This window comes from Streptococcus pseudopneumoniae, from assembly GCF_001074565.1.
Lineage (GTDB): Bacteria > Bacillota > Bacilli > Lactobacillales > Streptococcaceae > Streptococcus > Streptococcus pseudopneumoniae_J.
The window spans coordinates 1-2,423 of record NZ_JUQX01000056.1 but is presented as its reverse complement, the minus strand read 5'-3'; the positions used below and the strand labels follow the sequence as shown (position 1 = coordinate 2,423).

General features: G+C 38.4%; 1 protein-coding gene and 2 pseudogenes. 2 read left to right on the top strand and 1 reads right to left on the bottom strand.

Going from position 1 to position 2,423, the window contains the following annotated elements:
* A partial coding sequence (locus ADI74_RS08060; RefSeq protein ID WP_049538199.1) for a Cna B-type domain-containing protein occupies positions 1 to 443 on the top strand: 443 nt, incomplete at its 5' end.
* Positions 444 to 567: 124 nt separating this feature from the next.
* Here the strand turns inward: ADI74_RS08060 and ADI74_RS10960 are convergent.
* Positions 568 to 1,894 (bottom strand): annotated as a pseudogene (locus tag ADI74_RS10960) (ISL3 family transposase).
* A gap of 165 nt (positions 1,895 to 2,059) precedes the next feature.
* Between ADI74_RS10960 and ADI74_RS10955 the strand changes: the two are divergent.
* Positions 2,060 to 2,311, top strand: a pseudogene (locus ADI74_RS10955) (23S rRNA (uracil-5-)-methyltransferase RumA); the annotation flags it as partial.
* Between the last annotated feature and the right edge of the window lie 112 nt (positions 2,312 to 2,423).

The window sequence follows — 2,423 nt, the reverse complement described above, 5'->3', positions numbered from 1 at the left end:
CTGTAAAAGGTAAGAAGATCTGGGATGATGCTAATAACAAAGACGGTATTCGTCCAGACTCAATTACTGTAGCACTTCTTGCCAACGGTAAAGAAACTGGTAAGACTGTAACTGTTACAAAAGCAACAGCTCTTTCAGACAACGAGTGGGCCTTCGAGTTTACTGAGCTTGATCGTTACGCAAATGGTCAAGAAATCAAGTACACTGTCAAAGAAGTTGGCACTGTGAAAGGGTACACAGCAAAAGAAGATGGTAGGAACGTTACAAATACGCACACTCCAGAAAAACCAACACCAGGTAAACCAAATGAACCAGGAAAACCAGGACAAAAACCTCAACTTCCTAACACTGGTGAAAAAGCATCTAACGCAGCAGTAGTTGCAGGGCTTGCTTTGATAGCAGTGACTGGTGGATTGTACTTTGTAAGCCGTAAAAATAAATAATCTCTAAAAGAGAGTTAATTTTCAGTTAGTTCTTAGGAAGTAATTGGAAAGGAAATAGTCCAGAACATTTGTTCTGGACTATTTTTTATCGGCTCTTTGTCAACTGTAGTGGGTTGATAAAAAGTCACAACCTGGAGAGGACCAAATTGGTTCTCTCCTTTTTGATATTAAAAGCAATGAGAATTCTCGTTTTAAAATTTTCAAAGTTCCGGAAGCCAAAAGCATTTCGCTTAATGACTTTGATGAGGATATCTGTGGCCTCAAGTTTTGCGTTTGAGTAGGGAAGTACAAGTGCATTAATGATCTTATCCTGATCTCTCAAAAAGGTCCTAAAAATGGTCTGGAAGATTGGATTGACAGAAGAAATGGACCCTGTGATCAATTCGAAGAAATAGTCATCGTGCTTCTCTTGAAAATGAAAGAGTAAAAGCTGATAGAGTTCATAGCGATCTCTAAGATCTTGAGAGTAAGAGAGAAGTTTTTCGAGAATCTCTTTATTGGTTAAATGCGACTGAAATGTTGGACGATAAAATCGTTTACTGCTCAGCGTATAGTTATCCTGTTGAATGAGTTTCCAGTAACGTTTCAGTGCTTTATATTCGTGCGGTCTTCTATCAAACTGATTCATAATTTGGATGCGTACGCGATTCATTGCTCGACTGAGATGCTGGATAATATGAAAGCAATCGAGAACGATTTTAGCGTTTGGGAGTGAAACAGTCTGGGAGACTGTTTCAGCCTGAGCCTAGAAATTCGAAAGCGAAGTTGTCTAGCTAAGTCATAGTAAGGGCTAAACATATCCATCGTAATGATTTTTACCTGACAGCGAACGGCTCGCTCATAGCGAAGAAAGAGATTTCGGATAACAGCTTGTGTTCTTCTCTCAAGAACAGCGATGATATTGAGATTATCAAAATCTTGCGCAATGAAGCTCATCTTCATCTCCCGATTGAAACAGTCACTTCCCTGACTGTTTCCACATCCCAACTCATGTGTTCTGGAAGGTGGTTAAGATCAGTCTTAAATTTGAATTTATGTAACTGACGAATGACTGTCGAAGTGGAGACAGATAAACTTTCGGAGATAGCTGTCATAGGGACTTTCTCAATCAATTTTTGAGTGATTTTCTGTTTGACGATGGTTGCGATCTGGTGATTCTTCTTGACTAAGGAAGTCTCTGCGACGGCTATTTTTCCACAGTCTTTACAGCGGAAACGGCGTTTTCTCAATCGAATGAGAGTCTTGTAGCCAGCACATTCGAGGTAGGGGATTTTGGATTCTATTTGAAAGTCATATTTAGCCATTTGTCCTTGACAGTTGAGACATTTAGAGGCAGGATAATCGAGCTTAGCAATGACTTCTTTATTCGTTCCAGTATCAAGATAATCTAAGATAATAATATTTTTGTCATTAATTCCAAGTATGTTTGTGATAAAATTTAATTGTTCCATAAGATTCTTTCTAATGAGGGTTTGGTCACTTTTTCATTATAGGTCTTATGGGCCTTTTTTCTACAACAAATTAGACTCCATAATTCCTACAGTGGTTTTACCCACTACAGAAATTATAGAGCCTAAATTTAGAGAGGTTCGACCTCTATTTTTTTGTTCTAAAGTGATGGCTACCGAGCGAATGTCTTGATAGTCGACCCTCCTCGAACGGGATTAGATGACAAGTTATTAGATGCCATCCTAACCTATGTACCGGAAAAAATGGTTTATGTTTCTTGCAATGTTTCGACCTTGGCGCGAGATTTGGTTAAACTGGTAAAAGTTTATGATCTCCAGTATATCCAGTCAGTTGATATGTTTCCCCACACTGCACGGACAGAAGCAGTCGTGAAGTTGATTAAGAAGAGTGTAAAATAAGGTATCCGGTTATAAAAGATAGATGCTAAAATAAAAAAATGAAGCTATTCTCAAAAAGTTCTTGACAAAGTAGGAAAAGTAGGTATAATAGAAAGAGTTGAAAAGCTCAGGT